Consider the following 19,453-nt stretch of genomic DNA (forward strand, 5'->3'; position numbering starts at 1 on the left):
GGCGGTCAGGGGAGACAGAACAATGAAAACTCTCACCACAGGACTGCTCGGCGTGATGCTGTTGGCAGGCACAGCTCAGGCCGATGTGTTCGTTTCCAGGGACGCCAAGGGCGACTTCGTCTTGTCCAATGTCCATCGCCCCGGCCGCCACTATGAACGGGTGGTTCAGGAGGTCGAAGCGGCTGTGGTCAGCGTCGATCAGCAGCCGCAAATGATCGCCGCGCGCCCTTATGCCGAGCTGGTTTCAAAGGCCGCCACGGACAACCAGTTGCCGGCGGCGTTGCTGCACGCGGTGATCCAGACCGAATCGAGCTACAACGCCAGCGCCGTATCGCCCAAGGGCGCGGGGGGGCTGATGCAGTTGATGCCCGACACCGCCCGCGAGCTGGGGGTCAACAACGTCTACGACCCCAAGGCCAACATCCAGGGTGGTGCCCGCTACCTCAAGCGCTTGATGACGATGTTCGACAACGACATCGCCCTCGCCGTAGCCGCCTACAACGCAGGTCCCCAAGCGGTGCTCAGCCGTGGCGGAGTGATCCCGCCGTTCGCCGAAACCCAGCGTTATGTGCCCAGCGTGCTGCGCCAATACCGGCGTTTGCAGGGGCTGGCGGCGGATGCCCCGCTGTGACCAACACCCTGGGACAGGTTTCCCCAACATTGGGGCATGGTGGCCCCGGCGCAAAAGTGGGGAATGAGTGGGGAATATCCCCCGATGAATTAAGTGGCGACTGTAACTGTTTGAAAAAACGATAAATTTTTTATGGCATACAGATTGCTCAAAGGGTTTTGTCGAGAATTATTCCCTGTGAGCACCCACAGTGAGGCCCGTGATCATGACCGGCATTTTTCACGTTCCATCCCTGCTCAGTTTCCTGTTGTTCGCCGCTTCGATGTTTGGCGTCGAGCAGGCTGAAGCCGCCGCGCGTTGTGAACGCAACCTGGTGGCCAACGTCGTGGCGCTGGACCAACCGCTGATGTTCAATCGCCTCGGTGCGCAGAACGTCAATGGCATGATGTTCGCCCTGCGCCGCGATGTGGTAGATGACCATGACATCTCACTCGCCCAGGGTGGTGCGGCGGTGCCGGGCAAGGTTTCGCTGCGTCCCGACAAGCGTCCGCGTCCGCTGGTGCTGCGAGTGGCCGCCGGTGACTGCCTGACCATCAACCTGCAGAACCTGCTGGCCTATCAGGCCAACCCCGGTTCCCACGACGGTGGTGAGGAAGAGGAGGGCGAGGAAGAAGAAGGCATCGAAATCGGCAACAACGAAAACTTCAAGGTCGACGAGCAAGTCGCCGATCGCCATGTCGGTTTCCAGGTCAACGGCATGCAAGCGGTCAACAGCATCGATGACATCGCTTCGTTCACCGGACGCAATGCCAATTCCTTGATCGCACCGGGTGCCAGTCGTTCCTACACCCTGTACGCCGAGCGCGAAGGGGTGTTCGCCGCCAGCAGCCGTGGCGCAACCTTCGGTGGCGAAGGTGCGGCCGGCAACGTGGCCAACGGTTTGTTCGGCCAGGTCGTGGTAGTGCCCAAGGGCGGTCGCACTTACCGCAACACCGTGACCGAAGAAGAAATGCGCCTGGCCACCACCGGCCGCACCCCGGCCGGTCAGCCGATCGTCGATTACCAGGCGCGTTACCCGCAACGCGAACCGTGGATCCGTGAAGGCAAGGCCGGCGCGCCGATCATCAACATGGTCGACGGCAGTGAAATCATTTCCAGCGAAAGCGACGCGATTGTCATGGGCAGCAACGCCGATGGCAGCTTCCCGCCCTCGACCTATCCGCTGGAAGCCGTGGGCAAACGCAACCCGGCGATTCCCAATCGACTGGAGCCGTTCCGCGATTTCGCCTCGCAGTTCCAGGATGAAACCGCCGCGACCCAGGCCTTCCCTGCCTACTGGGCCGACCCGGTGATGGCCCATGTGCTGGAGCCGACCCGCGATTCGTTCATGATCAACTATGGCTCTGGCGGCATGGGCGCCGAAGTGGTCGCCAACCGTCTCGGCGTAGGCCCGATGCACGATTGCCTGTCCTGCGCCTACGAAGAATTCTTCCTCAGCTCCCACACCGTCGGCGACGTGGCGATGCTGGTGGACGTACCGGCCAACGCCGGCCTGGAAGGCATCACCCCGGGTCAGACACCGAACGCCGATCAGGTGGGCGTCAAGGCGACCATGGCGCTGTATCCGTCCGAGCCGTCCAACGTCAACCACAGCTACATCGGTGACTTCGTCAAATTCCGCAACACCCACAACGGCCATGAGCAGCACATCTTCCACCTGCACGGGCATCAGTGGCTGTTCAACCCCAACGATGACAACTCCGACTATGTGGACGCCCAGGGCATCGGTCCGGGCGCCGGCTACACCTATGAAATCGCCAACGGCGGTTCGGGCAACCGCAACCGGGTAGCAGGCGATGCGATCTATCACTGCCACTTCTACCCGCACTTTGCCCAAGGCATGTGGGCCATGTGGCGGGTGCACGACGTATTTGAAGAAGGCACCAGACTGGAAGTGTCGCAACAAGGCGCCGACGGTTTCCACAACGAGCCTTATGCCCTGCGCAGCGGTAAACCCGCCGCTGGCGCGCGGGCCTTGCCCGATGGCGAAATCGTTGCCGGTACGCCGATCCCGGCGGTGGTGCCACTGCCCGGTAAAGCCATGGCACCGATGCCAGGCAAAGTCGCTGTCGTACCGAAAATCGGCGAAACCCTGGTGGCCGCCCACGACGACGATGACGATGAAGAAGACGACGATGACGGCGAGCACCATGGCGGCAGCGGTGGTGCCCAGGCCATCGGTTCCCTGGCGCTGGTGGATCGCAGCGAAGCCAACCGCAACGCCGATGGCACGCTGAAAAACCCTGGCTATCCGTTCTGGATCGGCGGCATGGAAAGCTCGGTCGGCCAACGCCCACCGACCCCACCACTGGACATGCTCGACGCTGCCACGGCGCAGGCCTTGAAAGCCACGGGCAAAGCCTTGTGGGCCAACCTTGACCCGGCGCAGTCCGGTGGCTGGGACGGTGGCTTGGGACGCCATGCGCTGGACGGTGTCTCTGCCGGTGGCGAAGCCGAAACCATTACCACGTCGCTGGATTTCTCCAAGACGGTGACGCGAGCCAAGCCGATTTACCTGCCGGAAGAGGGCACCGAAGTCGAGCATGCGGCGATGGCGTTCCACGCCAAAAAGGACCACCCAAGCTTCGCCCTGCTGCCGGGCAATCAAATCGTTGCACGGGCCTTCCGCACCAACGGCGCCTTGCCGATTGCTGGCGCGCCGTACTTCGAGCCGTGCATGGACGACCGGCAGAAACGCCTGAGCAGCAGCGCCGGCATCGGTGAATTCAACAGTGGCGAGAAGATCGACGGCATGTCTTTCATCGGCTCCTCGAGCTTCACCGCCGACCGTCCGCGAATCTACAAAGCGGCGAACATCCAGTTCGACGCGGTGTACAACAAGGTTGGCTACCACTTCCCGCAAGCGCGCATCCTGGCGCTCTGGGAAGACGCCTGGCCGGTGATCACCAAACAGCGTCCACCAGAACCTTTGGTGATGCGCATGAACACCTTCGACTGCGTGCAGTATCAGCAAACCAACCTGGTGCCGGCCACCTATGAGATGGACGACTATCAGGTGCGCACGCCGACCGACGTGATCGGCCAGCACATTCACCTGCCGAAGTGGGACCTGGTGGCTGCCGATGGTTCGTCCAACGGCTGGAACTACGAAGACGGCGTACTCTCCCCAGGCGCGGTGCAAGAACGCATCCAGGCCATCCGCGAGTTCAACCAGTGCCAAGGCAGCGACCCGCGTGATGGCACGCCGGCCTGCCCGAAAGCCAGGAACCACCCGTACTTCGGTCAATTTGGCCGGGCCGATTGGGTCGGTGCGCGTACGGCGATGCAGCGCTGGTTCGCCGACCCTGTGGTCAACGCCAAAGGCGTCGACCGTGGCCTGGGCACCATCTTTACCCACGACCACCTCGGCCCGTCGACTCACCAACAGATCGGCCTGTACGCCACCGTGCTGGCAGAACCTGCAGGTTCGACCTGGTTCCACGCCGAAACCGGCGAGCCGTTGTACAGCGGCGCGCGGCAGGACGGCGGGCCGACTTCGTGGCAAGCGGTGATCTCTACCGGGGACATCGACGGCGACGGCAAGAACGACAGCTTCCGTGAGTTCTTCCTCGAATACAGCGACTTCCAGCACGCCTATGAAGCCGGTGTGTACGTGGGCGCCGGGCCTGACGGTAAACCGAATGCGCAAAGCTTCCCGGCCACCGCCGACAGCTTCCGCTACGCGATCAACCCGCCAGTGCGCAACAACGCCAGTACCCTGCTGGACGGCATTATTGAAGTGCAGGGCGGCATGCTTCCCGGTTGCCCAAGCCGGCCATGCCCACAAGCCATCTCGGTCGATGACCCGGGCATGTTCGTGGTCAATTACCGCAACGAACCGCTGGCCTTGCGGGTGTACGACCCGAACAAGGTCGGCCCGGACGGCAAGCGCGGCATGCAGGCCGACGGCCTGGGCGGCGACCTGGCGTACGCCATGCAAAGCCGTACCGACCGGGCGATCCCGGCAATGAACCTGGCGCCGAACCTGATCACCGCGGCCACCGGCCCAACCGGCGGCACCACGCTGTTCCCGCCGCACATCAACAAGGGCGGCGCCGAACCTGGCGATCCGTTCACCCCGATGCTGCGTACCTACACCGGCGACAACGTGCGGCTGCGGGTGCATGCCGGCGGGCACGAAGAGGAGCACAACGTCACTCTGCACGGCGTGAAGTGGCTGCAAAGCGGTTCCGGTTTCGGCAACAGCTCCAACTCCGGCTGGCGCGCGTCGCAGATGATCGGCATCTCCGAGCAGATGGGCTTCATTGCGCCGGTCTCGATGCTGTCCAGCTCGGCGGCCACCACCGGGGACTACCTGTACTCGATGGATGCCTCGATCGAAGGTTACTGGAGCGGAATCTGGGGCGTGATGCGCAACTACACGGCGCAACGCAACGATCTGTTCGCGCTGCCGAACAACGCCAAGCCGACCGGCATGCGCAACACCGTGGCCTTCGACGGCATTTGCCCAAGGATCGGCGCCAACCCGAATGGCATCGGCACCCGGCCGACGCCGCAACGCAACTATGAAGTGGTCGCGGCATTGGCCAACGACATCCTCCGCAATCCGTTGGGCCTGAGCATCGGTGATCCCGCGGGCCTCGGCCAGCATGTCGGCGGACCGTTGAATCCGGCCGGCGGTACCCTGGTGTTCAACTCGCGCACCGTGAGCATTCCACAGGTCACCGTGATTGATCCTGAAGACGGTGAAACCATCACCATCGGTGGACAAAGCGGGCCGCTGCATGACCCGACCGCGATCCTGTATGTACGCAAGGCCGACCTCGATCCGGCCACCGGCAAGCTCAAACCCGGTGTGCCTGTCGAACCCTTGGTGCTGCGCGCCGCGGCCGGTGATTGCATCAACATCACCCTGGAAAACCGTCTGCCGAGCGTCATGCCGGACCTGACCCAGACGGCGGTGATGCAAGGCATGGTCAAACGGGATCGCAACAACGGCACCGGTTCGACCACCTTCAGCAACAACCTGATGCGGCCGTCGAGCCACGTGGGTCTGCACGCGCAATTGCTGGCGTATGACATCACCAAATCCGACGGCACCAACGTCGGCGCCAACCCGACCCAGACCGTGCCACCGCGTGTCGGCAGCAGCGGAGCCTACCCGACCCGTACCTATCAGTACTACGCCGGGCACCTGGAGCGTGAAGGCAAACCGATCACTCAGTTGGGCCGCAATGTCGACAACATCAACGCCACGGCGATCGAGTTCGGCGGTTTGAATTTCACACCGGCGGATGTGATCAAGCAGTCGCAAAAAGGCCTGGCCGCTGCGATGAGCATCCTGCCGGCGGGCGCCACTTGGGTTGAAGACGCGCGCAAGGTCAATGCAACCGTCACCGCACCAGGGCAAACCAGCTACCGCGACTTCGCTATGGTCTGGCAGAAAGCCTTGAACATTCGCTGGGCCAATGGTCGGCCGGTGGAAGGGATTGCGGCGGAAGGGTTCGGCGTGCCGAACGATCCGCAGGACAACTCCAGCATGGCCATCAACTACAAGACCGAACCGATGTGGTACCGCTTCGGCCTGGCCCCGGATGCACCGTTCGGCCATGCCGATGGTGCAGGCTACGGCGACATGGTGAATGCGCACATGGCCTACAGCAACGCGCTGGTGGGCGGTGACCCACAAACGCCAGTGCTGTACGCCAGACCGGGACAACCGTTCCGTACGCACATCCTGATGCCTACCGGGGGCAGTCGCGGTACGACCTTCCAGCTTGACGGTCACGTCTGGTCGACCAACCCGTTCCTGTCGGAGAAGAGCGATACCGGAGGCTATCCAATGGGCACTCCTGGCGTGGGTTCGGTGAAGTTCGGCTACAACCCGATGTCGATGTACATCGGTGCCCGCGAGAGCGTGCTGCCTGCAGCGCACTTCAGTTTCATGCTACCGAGCGCTGGTGGCGTCAACGCGATACCGGGTGACTACTTGTTCCGCGACTACGGCGCCTACGGCAACACCTCCGGGTTGTGGGGATTGCTGCGGGTGACCAACGAACCGGAACCGGCGCCGGCACCGTAGGTGTAGGGATGGGGTGGTGGACACACCACCCCCAATTGGAATGAACAAATGTGGTGAGGGGATTTAGCGAAACGTCGCACCGCCCCGTTCGGCTGCGCAGCAGTCGCAAAACCTGACTGTGCGGTGTGTTTGACAGAATGCCGGGGCTGCTTCGCAGCCCAACGGGGATAAATCCCCTCGCCACAAAGGGCAGCAGGCACAGATCTGTAAAGGGGAGTAGGAACATGAACAGGACCATCAAAATCGCCAGCGTTGCGCTGATCGTCGGGGTAGCGCTGATCTGGATCGGGGTATGGCGCACGTCGCCTCCGACCATGCTCAGCGACATCGCGTTACCCAATACCTGGAGCGAGCAGACGCTTGAACGCGACGGCGTGTCGGTGGCACTCCAAGTGCGGCCGCTGGCCGAAAGCGGTGTGTTGCGCGAGGGTGAGTTTGCCGACGTGCGTTTCACCGTCACCGACAAGGCGTCGGGCCAACCGCTGGCGGGTGTCGCCCCCGGCGCCTGGATCGACCTGGAAACCCTCGCCGCCGACCAGGCCCAGGGCCGCGAACAGAGCTGCAAAGCGCGGGTCGGGGTGTTCCTCAAATCGAGTATCGGCGCACGCCCGCTGCTCGATCTCAACAGCTACTTCCTGATGGTGATGAACCGCGATGCCAGCGTCTCGGTGGTCGACCCATCGGTCTCGGTGGGCGGCATCACCAGCACCATGAGGCGCATCGATATCAAGCAACCGCCGATGGATTGGGTCACCCCCAGGGATAACAAGCGGGTATTTGTGTCGATGCCGGCGGCGGGGGAAGTTGCGGTGATCGACAGTGAACAATTCAAGCTGGTTGATTCGGTAGCCGCTGGCAGCAACCCGGTGCGCGTGGCCTTGCAACCGGACGAGCGCCTGCTGTGGGTCGGCAACAATGCCCCGTCGGCCGAGCTTTCCGGGGTCACGGTGATCGACACCGGTAGCCTGAAAACCCTCAAGCACCTGGCGACCGGCAGCGGCCACCACGAAATCGCCTTCAGCAAGGACAGCCGGTTTGCCTTTGTCACCAACCGCGACGACGGCACCGTCAGCATCATCGATGTCGCCACCTTGACCATCGTCAAGCAGCTCAAGACCGGTTCGCACCCGCTGTCGGTGGTGTACTCGCCACTGTCCGGCGCGGCCTATGTGGCCGATGGCAAGGACGGCACGGTCACCGTGGTCGACGCCGCGAACCAGTCGGTGCGGCGGGTGATCAAGATCAAGCAGGGACTCGGCCCGATGGGCTTCAGCGCCGACGGCCGTTTCGGTATCGTGCTCAATACCCTGGAGAACCAGGCCGCGGTGATCGACGCGGCCACCGATTCGCTGATCCATGAACTGGACGTGTCAGCCGAACCCTATCAAGTGGTGTTCACCAAGGCCTATGCCTATGTGCGCGGGCTGGCTTCGCCCAAGGTGACGATGATCAACCTGGCGTCCCTCGGTGAAGGCCGCAAGCCGATCAGCCAGGGTTTTGAAGCCGGGCCGCAGCCGCCGCGGCTGGCCGGTGACTTGCCGCTGGCGTCGAGCCTGGCGGTGTCGCGGGACGACAACGCGGTGTTTGTGGTCAACCCGGTGGACAACACCACCTATTTCTACGCCGAAGGCATGAACGCGCCGATGTCCGGCTACCCCAATCGCGGGCAAGTGGCGCGGGCGGCACTGGTGATCGATCGCAGCCTGCGCGAAGTCGAGCCGGGGCTGTACAGCGCGCGGATCAAGCTGCCGGCGGCGGGGCGCTTCGACGTGGCGTTCCTGCTCAACCAGCCCAACATCATCCATTGCTTCAGCGCGGTGGTTGAGGCGAACGACAAACTCGAACCCGTCGCCGGCGTGCCGAAGGTGGAGTTCATGCTCGACAAATCCACGGCCGCCCTGGGTAGCCCTTATGTCGTGCGCTTTCGCATCGTCCAGGGCAAACAGAAGGTCCAGCGCAGCGGGGTCAGGGACGTACAGGTGCGCTACTTCCTGGCGCCGAGTTCAAGGTCTCAGCACGTCGCTGCACGGGACGTCGGCAATGGAATTTATGAAGCCCCGGTCACCCTCGACCAGAAAGGTGCCTGGTACCTGCACGTGCGTGCGGCGTCCCTGGGTGCGAATTTCGACGACCAGACTTTTGCCAGCGTTCGGGTTACCCCAGGCATTGCTCATTGAAGAGGACATCGACATGAACCGATTCGCACATCATGGACTGCTGACGCTCTGCCTGTTGGCCGCCAGTATTGGCCAGGCCGTGGCCCATTCGGCGGATGAACATGCCGGCCACAAAATGGCGGCCAAAAGCACCAGCTCCGAGACCGCCCAGGTCAAGTTTGCCGACGTCGCGCTGGTGGACCAGAACGGCAAGACCGTGCGCCTGGAAAAAGACCTGGTGGCCGACAAGATCGTGGTCATGAGTTTTATCTACACCAGTTGCACCACGGTCTGCCCGGTGGTGTCCTCGATCATGGGCAAGGTGCAGAAACAGCTGGGTGCACGGGTCGGTACCGAGGTGCAGCTGGTGTCGATCAGCATCGATCCGCAGCGCGATGACGCCAAGCGCCTGAACGACTACGCCCGCGCCTTCCAGAACGGCCCGGGCTGGAGCTGGTTGACCGGCTCCACGCAGTCGGTCAACGAAACCCTCAAGGGCCTGGGCAGCTTCAGTGGCGACTTCAAGAATCATGCACCGCTGATCCTGGTGGGGGACGGCAACAGCCGCCATTGGACCCGCTACTACGGCTTCACCGACCCGAGCATATTGACCCGGCAAGTGGAGAAGCTCAGTGGTGAACGCAACGCCCATGCAAAACACACCGCTATCGCCATGGAGCATCAACCATGAGACTTCTCGACTGGATCGCCCTGAGCGTCTGCTCCTGCCTCGCAAGCTCCCTGGCCATTGCCCACGAAGGGCATGAGCAGGCGGCGCCTGCCTCCGCCACGGTGGCGGCCGCTGCGCAGCCGGCCGGTGGCACCCGCGATGCCAAGACCTGGTTCACCGACACGCCGTTGCAGGACCAGAACGGCAATACCCTGCGTTTCTACAGCGACGCGCTGCACAACCGCGTGGTGCTGCTCAATGTGATTTTCACCAGTTGCACCGATGCCTGCCCGTTGATCACCCAGAAGCTCAAGCAAGTGCGCGAAGTGCTGGGCGACAAGGCGGACGGCATCACCTTTATCTCCCTTACCAGTGATCCGCTGCGGGACACCCCGGCGGTACTCAAGGCTTACACCTTGAAGCAGGGCGTCGATGAGCCCCACTGGCTTTTTCTTACCGGCGACAAAGCGCAAATGGACCTGGTCCTGGGGCGTATCGGCCAGGTCATACCGTCCCCCGAGCAGCACTCCACCCAGTTGATCGTGGGTGACGTGGCGAACAAGCGCTGGAGCAAGATCCGTCCCGATGCCCCGGCCGCCGCCATTGCCCAGCGCTTGCAGTTGCTGGCAATGCCCGTGGCCGGCCGCTGAGTCCGGGCCATGAAAAACGCCCTGATCCTCGGCCTGCTTATACTCGGTGGCATCAGCCTGAGCGCCCAGGCCTTATCGCTGACGCCCAGCGAAAGCGCCGGCAAACGCCTGTACCGCGAGGGTGTATCAGCCAGCGGTGAGCCGATCATGGCCCGGATCGGGGCGGCGGGCATGCTGCTGCCGGCCACCAGCCTGCCGTGCGCCAACTGCCATGGCAGCGATGGGCTGGGCCGCCCGGAAGGCGGGGTGCGGCCGCCGGAACTGAGCTGGTCGCGGCTGTCCAGCACCTACGGTCAACAGCACATCAACGGGCGGGCCTACCCGGCCTATACCGAGGGCACCCTGGCCAGGGCGATCCAGGAGGGACGTGACCCGGGCAACAACCGGCTCGACTCGGCGATGCCACGCTTCGTGTTGTCGATGAGCGATCAACGCAACCTTACGGCGTACCTCAAGCGCCTGGCCGATGACCGCGATCCGGGCCTGAGCCCCGACAGCGTGCACCTGGGCACCTTGCTGCCGAGCACCGGCGTGCTGGGCGAGGAGGGCGCTACCGTGGCCGCGGTGCTCAGGGGCAGCGTGGCGCGGATCAACGAAGCGGGCGGGATTCATGGCCGGCAATTGCGCCTGACCATCCTTGACCCCGGTCCCGACCGTGTCAGCGCCGAGCAGGCGCTCGACCAGTTGATCGAACAGGAGCGGATTTTCGCGCTGGTCGCACCGCTGGTACCGGCGCTGGATGCTGAGCTGGCCCCGCGTCTGGAACGAGCCGGCGTGCCCCTGATCGGGCCGCTGTCATGGCAAGGCACGGCCCAGGTAAGCCGGCAGATTTTCGAACCGCTGCCGGGGCTGCGCGAACAGATGATTGCGCTGGCCAACTACGCCGCCACCAGCCTGCGCGTGCTGCAAGGCCCCACGCTGATCGCCTACCCGAACGAGCCGGGCCAGCGCCTGGCAGCCGAGAAACTTGCCCAGTACCTGCAGGACAACGCTTGGGAGAAAGTGCGCCTGCAACCCTACGAGTCGCCGCAGGACGAGTTGCCACTGGGCTCGCGCTCGGTGTTCTACATGGGCAGCAGTGGCGGTTTCAGTCGCCTGGCCGAGCGCTTGCAGACCGCGGGCCAGGTGCCCTACCTGTTCGCCGCCTCGAATCAGGTGGCGGGCGATCTGTTGCAGGTGCCCAGTGGTTTTTCCCGGCGGGTGTTCCTGGCGTATCCGTTCGTGCCCAGCGACTGGACGAAGAGCGGGCGCACAGCCCTGACCCAACTGCGCGAGCGCCAGAAGCTCGGTGGCGAACACGCGGTCCTGCAGGTCGGGGTGTACAGTTCGATGCTGCTGCTCAGCGAGGGCATGAAACAGGCGGGGCGCGATGCCAGCCGGGAAAAACTGATCAGTGCCCTGGAAGGCCTGCATGACTTCGATACCGGCCTGACCCCGCTGATCAGTTTCGGGCCGGGCCGACGCCTGGGCCTGAACGGCGCCCATGTGGTCACCGTGGACCTGCCAGACCAGCGCTTCTATCTGGTCGCCCCCTACAAACCCATTGCCGCCATGCCCTGATCCGGAGGTCGAAGATGAAACTCACGACTGTATTGGTGCTGTTGACCCTGTGGGTTCCCGCCGCGTTTTGCAGCAATGGCCCGGCCGTGGCAAGGGTCAATGGCGAGGAAATTTCCCAGCTGCGCCTGGAGCGCTATTTCGCCGAATACCTGGAGGATCAGGGCCGGGCGGTCGCCAGCATCCGCAGTCCCAGCGCCTACAAACAGCTGCGCAAGGCGGCGCTGGACGCCCTGATCGACAAGGAGCTGCTCTGGCAGGAAGCGGTCAAGCGCGGGGTGGTGATCAGCGATGCCACGGTGCAAGACCAGGTAGACCAGACCCGCCAGGCCATGGGGGGCGCACAGGTGTTCGCCAGGCGCCTGGAAGACGCCGGTTTCGATGAGGCTGCCTACATCGAGTACACCCGCCGTGATCTCGGCGCGCAACAGATGTTTGCCGAACTCATCCTTGCAGAGATCAAGCGTGTGGGCGAGCCGGACGAAAAACAGGTGCGGGCGTTTTATCAGGAACACCGCGCCGAGATGAACCGGCCCGAGGAAATCCAGGTCAGGCATATCCTGATCAAAGTGCCTCAGGGTGCGGATGCTTCCACAGTCGAAGCCGCGAGACTACGCTTGGAAACAATGCGCACGACGATCCGTGAAGGCGCTGACTTTGCCAGCGTCGCCCGCAGCGGTTCCGAAGACGCTTCGGCCAGCGCAGGTGGCGACCTGGGTTACTTTGCCCGCGGGCGCATGATGCCGGAGTTCGAAGCCGCGGCCTTTGCCCTGAAACCCGGGGCCGTCAGCGAGCCGGTGCGCACGGCGGTTGGCTGGCATTTGATCTTGTTACAGAACCGATTGGAGGCTGCCGATGTCACAGAAGAGCAAGGACTTGACATGGTTCGGGCTTACCTTGCCCGACAGAAACAGGTCCAGGCTCGTCTGCAGACGCTGGCGCAGCTGCGTTCCAGCAATCGGATCGAACGGATTGACGATGAATGAGCTTTCCCCAACAGTGGGGGAAAGCGTCGATGCACATCCGTTCGCTTTCCCCCGTTTTTGGGGGTGGGGTATGTGGACGCAAAGGCATTGCTTTTAAATTCAAGGACATGAATACATAAAATTACCGGCGCTCAGCCTGGCATGAAGTGTGCGTTAGCCCTATCAAGGCGCGCACTCCGCCAGGTTCGGTACTCGGACCTGCGGTTTCAAGGAGTCCACCTTGTTAAACAAAGTACTGGTTGTTGAAGACGAACAGCTGCTGGCGGAAAACCTCCAGGGTTACCTGCAGGCGCAAGCGCTGGAAGTCCGGATTGCTCACGACGGTGCGCAAGGAATCGCCGAAGCTGACGATTTCGCACCCGATGTGATGGTGTTCGATTACCGCTTGCCCGATATGGAAGGCTTTGAGGTGCTCGATGCCGTCCGCCAGAACAGGAAGTGTCATTTTGTGCTGATCACGGGGCACCCCACCGCAGAGGTTTGCGAGCGGGCCCGGCAACTGGGAGTCAGCCACATCCTGTTCAAACCCTTTCCAATGGCGGAACTGGCGCGTGCAGTACTTGATCTTCTGGGGCGGCAGCGCGAACCCAAAACGGGTGTGAGCAGTGCCGAAGGCTTTGTCGAACGACGCCAGAGCAGGACCGAAAGTTTCCCGCTGCAGTTGTACGACGGTAGTTGGGTGCTTGCAGATCGCCGACGAAGTACTTCGGCCTCCACAGCGCCAGACGACGAACAATTGCTCGCCGGGGAGTAATGGCGCGACAAGAGGTTCCGGCATCTGCCGCAATTGCTCGCCGCGCCGACAGGGCTCTAAGCCCCGGGCGTTGGAGAGCAAGTCATGGACCGTCTATCCCTTGTCGTCGATGCGCCACCGCTGGACTGTGGACCCACTCGATTTTCCAGTGAGCAATTGGCTCAAGCCCGTTCCCGGGCCGGCAGTACCGGCGAGCGCATGCTCGAAGCCCTTGAGGTGCTGGGCGACCTGGCCCCCATGCCCTTTATCCAATGCCTCGGCGCGACCCTGCATTATCCGGTGCTCGACACCGACAGCCTGTTTCAAGCCACCCCGGTGTTCGACCGGGTCACCCTGGCCCAGTGTCTCAAGCGCGAATTCACCCTGCTGCGTCACAACGACGAGGTCATCGGCGTATTTGCCGACCCCTTCGACAGCGCTCGCCTGGCCTGGATCGACGACTGCCTGCACGGCGCGCCGCTGTACCTGGTGCATGCCGACGACCTGAAAGCCTACCTGGCGCGCCACGAAGAGAGCTTCCACGCGGTGGAATCGCTCAACGCCCAGGCCGACGGCAACACCGAGATCGACACCCTGCAAAGCCTGTCCCTGACCAGCATCAGCGAAGATTCGAGCGTGGTGGTCAAGCTGGTCAACTCGACCCTCTACGACGCGCTGAAAATGCACGCCAGCGATATCCACCTGGGCACCACCGGCAGCGGGCTGGTGATCAAGTACCGCATCGATGGCGTGCTCAACAACATCAGCAAGATCCAGGGCAACGAGTTCGCCGAGCAGGTGATTTCCCGGGTCAAGGTCATGGCCGAACTGGACATCGGCGAAAAACGCGTGCCCCAGGACGGTCGTTTCAAGATCGGCATCAGCGGCCGGCAGATCGACTTCCGGGTGTCGATCATGCCGAGCATTTTCGGCGAGGATGCCGTGCTGCGGGTGCTCGACAAACAGGACCTGGCCGACAAGGTCAGTGGCGTGCAGTTGCAGGCCCTGGGCTTTGAAGACGAAACCCTGCGCCAACTGCGCCGCCTCGCCGCCGAACCCTACGGCATGGTGCTGGTCACCGGCCCCACTGGTAGCGGCAAGACCACCACGCTGTACGCGATGATCACCGAGATCAACCACGGCGTGGACAAGATCATCACCATCGAAGACCCGGTGGAGTACCAGCTGCCGGGCGTGCTGCAAATCCCGGTCAACGAAAAGAAAGGCCTGACCTTTGCCCGCGGCCTGCGTTCGATCCTGCGTCACGACCCGGACAAGATCATGGTCGGTGAGATCCGCGACCCTGACACTGCCCAGATCGCCGTGCAATCGGCACTCACCGGGCACCTGGTGTTCACCACCATCCACGCCAACAACGTGTTCGACGTGATCGGCCGCTTCACCCAGATGGAAATCGACCCCTACAGCCTCGTCTCCGCGCTCAACGCCGTGCTGGCCCAACGCTTGATTCGTCTGGTCTGCAGTAGTTGCAGCAGCACGTACACCCCGACTGACGAAGAACTGCAAGCCTCGGGGCTCGATCCGCAGCAAGTCGCTCATTACCTCTTCGTCCACGGCAAGGGTTGCGGTCATTGCCGCGGCACCGGCTACCGCGGCCGCACTGCGATTGCCGAGCTGCTGCACCTGGACGACGAGCTGCGGCAAATGATCGTCGAGCGCCAACCCATTTCGAAAATCAAGGCCCACGCCTGCAAACGTGGTTTGCGCCTGTTGCGCGAATCGGCGCTGGAACTGGTGCAACAAGGCCGGACCACTCTCGAGGAGATCAATCGTGTCACTTTTATCTCGTGAGCGTTATGTCGCCGTGCTCGGCGCCAGTGGTGTCGGCCTCGGTCAGCGTCAGGGTGGCGACACCCTGTGGCTGGGCAGCGTCGGCTTCATCGATGAAGGTTTCATGGCCTGGACGGTCGCCCTGGAAACCCTTGACCGCCTGCTGGGCGAACATGCCCGCGCCGGTGCCGAGTTGACCGTGGTGGTCTCCGGCCACTTCAGCCGGTTTTGCCTGGTGCCCTGGAGCGAGCAGATCAGCAGCCCCGATGAACTGCGAGGGTTTGCCCAGCTGTGCTTCGAAGACCTCTACGGGGTACCGACTCAACCCTGGAGCCTGGTGCTCTCGGCCGAACCCGCCGGCTACGACCGCATTGCGACGGCGTTGCCGCAAGACCTGCTGGACCGTCTGCGCACCCTTGCCAGCGGTCGTGGCCTGCGCCTGCGTTCGGTGCAACCGTACCTGATGGCGGCGTTCAATCACTTCGACAAAAGCTTCGGCGACGGCGACTTCCTCTTTGTGGTCGCCGAACCTGTGCGCAGCGTGTTGCTGCTGGCCCGCGAAGGACGCTGGACGGCGGTTCGTTCGGTGGGCAGCAGCGACAGCGATGCGGCACTGACCGCGCTGATCGGTCGCGAAAGCCAGCTGCAGGCCTTCACCTGCGAACGGCCGCTGAACGTTTACCTGCACGCGCCAGCGCGCATCGACTCGCACCCTGAAGTGCCAGGCGTACACCTGCGCACTCTCGAAGAGGACCGGACATCCGTACACGATTGCCTGTACGTCATGTCCCGGGCGGTGGCCTGACATGCGCCCCCTGATGCTCGACTTTCAGCCGCGCCGCCGCTCAAGCCCCCTGGGCTGGAGCCTGCTGGCCGGTGGTGTGGTGCTGGTGCTGACCTGCATCCTGTTTCAGCAACACCTCAGCCGGGAGGCCGATCAACAGCAAGGTCATCTGCAAACCACGCAACGCGTGCTCACCGGCGACACCGGCAGCAAGGTCAGCCTGACCCCGGCCGAAACCCGCGAGCAGGCGCAGAACCTGGCCGAGATGCGCAAAGTGTCGCAGCAATTGCGCCGTCCTTGGGAGCGTCTGTTCGCCACGCTCGAAGCCATGCCCCGGGACAACATTGCCTTGCTGACCCTGACCCCGGATGCCCGCAAGGGCCAGGTGCGGATCAGCGCCGAAGCGCGCGACCTGGACGCCATGCTCGACTTCCACCGCCGCCTCGAAGCCTGCGACGAGCTCTCCGACGTGTCGTTGCTCAGCCACGAAATCGTCGCCAACGTGCCGGAACACCCGGTGCAATTCAACTTGTCGGCTACCTGGGAGATTGGCGATGCAAATCCCTAGATTGATCGTCCACGAATACCTGCAAAGCCTGGGCGTGCCCGGCCTGGCGGGGCTGGCCATGCTGGTGCTGGCGCTGACCTATGGCCTGTTCGGTTTGTTGCCGGACTGGCAGGCGCTGCAGCACCTGAGCCAGCAGACCCGCGAAGCCCGTGAATACCTGGCCAAGGTCGAAGACGGCTCGGTCGCCGCGCCGGTGGTGCCGCAACGTCAGCTCGATGATTTCCGCAGCAAATTGCCGACCCAGCCCCAGGCCACCGTCGCCATCGACAAGATCTACGCGCTGGCCGCCCAGGAACGCATCACCCTGTCCCGGGGCGAATACTCGCTGGGCATCGATCCCAAGACCCATCTGGCGCGCTATCAGATCCTGTTGCCGGTGCGGGGCAGCTACCCGCAACTGCGGCGCTTCATGCACGCCTTGCTCGGCCAGTTGCCGGCGGTGGTGGTGGAGGACTTGGAGTTGCAGCGCAAAAAGATCGCCGACACCGACCTGAACGGGCGGATCCGCATGACCCTTTACCTGTCGAGGTCATGATGAACAGCAAACGCGCAGTGGGTTGGGTGGCGTTCCTCGGCGTAGCCGCGGCGCTGACCTGGTTGCCCGAATACTTCAAGCAGGCCGACGACAGTGACCTTGCAGTGGGCGCTGTGGCCACGCCGGCCAAAGGCAAGATCCGTGGCGCGTTGCCTGCCGCGCAAGCCTCCGCTGCGCCAGTGGCGATCAAGGACCTGAGCCCGGCGGGCGACCTGTTCGCCGCGCGCAGCTGGAAGGCTGCACCGGCCCTGGCCAGCGTCACCGAACAACCTGTCAACGTCGCGCCGGTGGTGCAGGTCCCCACTGCACCGCCCATGCCGTTCCAGTACATCGGCCGGATGGATGACCGCACCGACCTGCAAGTGTTTTTGCAAAACGGCGAAAAGATCTACGTCGTGCGTAAAGGGGATGTGATCGACGAAACATGGAAGATCGAGGGGATTTCCGATCTGGAACTGAGCCTGGTCTATTTGCCTCTGCATTTGTCCCAGACTTTGTCTGTGGGGAGCGCGCAATGAACAAATCCCGTTTGCTGATGAGCCTCTGTCTCTGCGCAGGGCTGGCCGCCTGCAGCTCGGCGCAGGTTGCCAAGGAAGAAGCCTCTGAGCTGATCGAACAGGGGCAATACGAAGCCGGTCTGGCCCGGATCGAGGAGGGCCTGCGGGAAAACCCTCGCGACACCGAGCTGCACATTGCCCTCAACAGCACCCGTGCCCGCTCGGTCACGGCGCTGCTGACCCAGGGCGACATGGATCGCACCCAGCGTGATTTCGCTTCGGCACGCATGGCGTACGGCCGGGTGTTGACCATCGAACCGAACAACCGCCGTGCCCAGGACGCCTTGCGCCAGCTCGAACACATGCGCAGCCTCGATGAGAAACTCGAACTGGCCCGTGGCGACCTGCGCCGCGGCGACATCTACGGCGCCGAGCGTCAGGTCAAGCAGATTCTCGAACTGGACCCCAACAACGAAGGGGCCCTGGAACTGCAGGGCAATATCCGCCTGGTGCAGAGCCGCAACGTGGTGGCCTATCCGCAACTGCGCACCCGCCTGGACCGGCCGGTGACCCTGGAATTTCGCGACGCCAACCTCAAGACCATCTTCGAAGTGCTGTCCCAGGTCGCAGGCCTGAACTTCATCTTCGACAAAGACCTGCGCCCGGACATGAAAGCCACCATCTTCGTGCGCGACGTGCGCATCGAAGACGCCGTGGAGCTGCTGCTGCAACAGAACCAGCTGCACCAGAAAGTGGTGAACGAAAACACCCTGCTGATCTACCCGGATTCGCCGCAGAAGCTCAAGGATTACCAGGAGCTGGTGATGCGCACCTTCTACCTGACCAGCATCGATGCCAACACCGCGTTGAACATGGTCAAGACCATGCTCAAGACCCGCGACGTGTTCGTCGACGAACGCCTCAACACCCTGACCATGCGCGACACCGGCGACGCCGTGCGCATGGCGGAAAAGCTCCTGCAATCGCAGGATCAGTCCAACCCCGAAGTGGTGCTGGAAGTGGAAGTGATGGAAGTCGCCACCCAGCGGATTCTCGACCTTGGCCTGCAATGGCCGAATACCTTTGGCGTGATCAACAGCGACGGTACCGCGGTTAGCGTTCTTGATCAGCTCAAAGGCATCAACTCCAGCCGGATCACTATCCAGCCGTCGCCACAGGCCAAGATCAACGCGGCGGACAAGGACATCAATACCCTGGCCAGCCCGGTGATTCGCGTCAGTAACCGCGAACAGGCACGCATCCACATCGGCCAGCGCGTGCCGATCATCAGCGCCACGTCGGTGCCGTCGACCCAGGGACCGGTGATCACCGAAAGCGTGACTTACCTGGACGTCGGTCTGAAACTGGAAGTGCAGCCCACCGTGCACCTGAACAACGAAGTGGCGATCAAGGTGGCCCTGGAAGTGAGTAACGCCACGCCGCTGGAACCGACCCGCCAGGGCACGATTCCGGTCCAGGTCGATACTCGCAACGCGCAGACCACCCTGCGCCTGCATGACGGCGAAACGCAGATCCTCGCCGGCCTGATGCGCAACGACCATGGCAGCACCGGCAACAAGATCCCCGGTCTTGGCGATATTCCTGGGCTGGGTCGCCTGTTCGGCAGCAACAAGGACGACGTCAGCAAATCCGAGCTGGTGTTGTCGATCACGCCGCGGATCGTGCGCAACCTGCCGTACCAGAGCCCGTCGGACATGGAATTCCCCACCGGCACCGAAACCAGCATGCACATCCAGGCGCCGGACCGCTCGAAGGTCGAAGTCGAAGAGGTTCGGGCCCATGGCATGAGCGCACCGATCGCTACCACCGTCACCGTCGGGAAGCCTTGATC

The 19,453-nt window shown here is 63.1% G+C and carries 14 protein-coding genes; all 14 read left to right on the plus strand.

The genetic code is table 11. The features are described 5' to 3' along the window. Positions 1 to 22: 22 nt before the first annotated feature. Positions 23 to 631, plus strand: coding sequence for a lytic transglycosylase domain-containing protein (locus ACA058_RS11555; protein WP_497639190.1), 609 nt, complete (start codon positions 23 to 25; stop codon positions 629 to 631). Between the two features lie 205 nt (positions 632 to 836). Further along, positions 837 to 6,674 carry a manganese-oxidizing multicopper oxidase MnxG gene (gene mnxG / locus ACA058_RS11560; RefSeq protein ID WP_497639191.1) on the plus strand — a complete coding sequence of 1,946 codons (5,838 nt, stop codon included), beginning with the start codon at positions 837 to 839 and terminating at the stop codon, positions 6,672 to 6,674. A gap of 224 nt (positions 6,675 to 6,898) precedes the next feature. After that, positions 6,899 to 8,851, plus strand: coding sequence for a YncE family protein (locus tag ACA058_RS11565; protein ID WP_497639192.1), 1,953 nt, complete (start codon positions 6,899 to 6,901; stop codon positions 8,849 to 8,851). A 13-nt stretch (positions 8,852 to 8,864) separates the two neighbouring features. Next, the gene (locus ACA058_RS11570; RefSeq protein WP_497639193.1) at positions 8,865 to 9,521 is read left to right on the plus strand and encodes an SCO family protein; all 657 of its coding nucleotides are present in this window, start codon (positions 8,865 to 8,867) and stop codon (positions 9,519 to 9,521) included. After that, positions 9,518 to 10,150, plus strand: coding sequence for an SCO family protein (locus tag ACA058_RS11575; RefSeq protein ID WP_497639194.1), 633 nt, complete (start codon positions 9,518 to 9,520; stop codon positions 10,148 to 10,150). Before ACA058_RS11570 ends, ACA058_RS11575 begins: the two co-directional genes overlap by 4 nt. A 9-nt stretch (positions 10,151 to 10,159) precedes the next feature. Then, positions 10,160 to 11,710, plus strand: coding sequence for a cytochrome c/ABC transporter substrate-binding protein (locus ACA058_RS11580; RefSeq protein WP_497639195.1), 1,551 nt, complete (start codon positions 10,160 to 10,162; stop codon positions 11,708 to 11,710). A gap of 14 nt (positions 11,711 to 11,724) precedes the next feature. Further along, positions 11,725 to 12,693: a peptidylprolyl isomerase gene (locus ACA058_RS11585; protein WP_497639196.1), complete on the plus strand. Its 969-nt coding sequence runs from the start codon at positions 11,725 to 11,727 to the stop codon at positions 12,691 to 12,693. Positions 12,694 to 12,913: 220 nt separating this feature from the next. After that, entirely contained in the window at positions 12,914 to 13,447 is a 534-nt protein-coding gene (locus tag ACA058_RS11590; RefSeq protein WP_497639197.1) for a response regulator, read from the plus strand. An 84-nt stretch (positions 13,448 to 13,531) separates the two neighbouring features. Further along, positions 13,532 to 15,238: a GspE/PulE family protein gene (locus tag ACA058_RS11595; protein WP_497639198.1), complete on the plus strand. Its 1,707-nt coding sequence runs from the start codon at positions 13,532 to 13,534 to the stop codon at positions 15,236 to 15,238. Continuing rightward, entirely contained in the window at positions 15,219 to 16,022 is an 804-nt protein-coding gene (locus ACA058_RS11600) for a hypothetical protein (protein ID WP_497639199.1), read from the plus strand. The genes ACA058_RS11595 and ACA058_RS11600 overlap by 20 nt, the downstream gene beginning before the upstream one ends. 1 nt (position 16,023) lies before the next feature. Next, positions 16,024 to 16,569: a pilus assembly protein gene (locus tag ACA058_RS11605; protein WP_497639200.1), complete on the plus strand. Its 546-nt coding sequence runs from the start codon at positions 16,024 to 16,026 to the stop codon at positions 16,567 to 16,569. Next, a complete protein-coding gene (locus ACA058_RS11610) occupies positions 16,556 to 17,104 on the plus strand; it encodes a GspMb/PilO family protein (protein WP_497639201.1) in 549 nt (182 codons plus the stop codon). Before ACA058_RS11605 ends, ACA058_RS11610 begins: the two co-directional genes overlap by 14 nt. Then, positions 17,104 to 17,622 (plus strand): hypothetical protein, encoded by a 519-nt coding sequence (locus ACA058_RS11615; RefSeq protein ID WP_497639202.1) that lies wholly within the window; start codon positions 17,104 to 17,106, stop codon positions 17,620 to 17,622. Before ACA058_RS11610 ends, ACA058_RS11615 begins: the two co-directional genes overlap by 1 nt. Then, the gene (locus ACA058_RS11620; RefSeq protein ID WP_497639203.1) at positions 17,619 to 19,451 is read left to right on the plus strand and encodes a secretin GspD/PilQ domain-containing protein; all 1,833 of its coding nucleotides are present in this window, start codon (positions 17,619 to 17,621) and stop codon (positions 19,449 to 19,451) included. Before ACA058_RS11615 ends, ACA058_RS11620 begins: the two co-directional genes overlap by 4 nt. The last annotated feature ends 2 nt before the right edge of the window (positions 19,452 to 19,453 follow it).

This window comes from Pseudomonas sp. LBUM1649, assembly GCF_059716155.1.